This is a genomic window from Oleiphilus sp. HI0128 (genome assembly GCF_001635365.1).
Map to the genome: position 1 here is coordinate 1 of NZ_LWGG01000347.1, position 480 is coordinate 480.

The window sequence follows — 480 nt, forward strand, 5'->3', positions numbered from 1 at the left end:
CTAACTTTGTCCAATAAATACGCCGGCATATATGGTTGTTCCGTCTTCATCCTGCGTAAAGACTTCCCAATCCGGCTCAATATCCTGCATTAGCGTTTGCGCTTGTTCCTTCGTAAGCTGGATCGGCACATCTAAGTGTGTATCTTCGCTTATTTCGAGTTGTACTTGGCCTGCCAGGATATTTCCTAATTCACAGAGCGCGTCATTTGCGTCGTTTTTGCTGAGCTCTTCTTCCGGTAGCTGAAATAATAGAGAGGCGGCCCTGTAGCTAAGTTTTGTTGGCATTGCTAAAACCATTAAAAAATTGTTTTGGCCAACGATAGGTATTTCTACAAAGCACTCTAAAATGCATTCTTGTTGATGAGGCTGGGGCTCAATATATTTGAGCTCGGCACCAAATAGCTTAGTCCACACACCTGATAGCAAGCTATAAAAAGTTTGCTTGTTCATTCTGTCAGCATCCTGTTTTTTAAACGCATT

At 42.5% G+C, this 480-nt stretch carries 1 protein-coding gene; it reads right to left on the minus strand.

Features of this window, described 5'->3' with window-relative positions:
• The coding region (locus A3763_RS04390) for a chemotaxis protein CheX (RefSeq protein ID WP_231872098.1) at positions 1-480 on the minus strand (480 nt) is incomplete at its 5' end.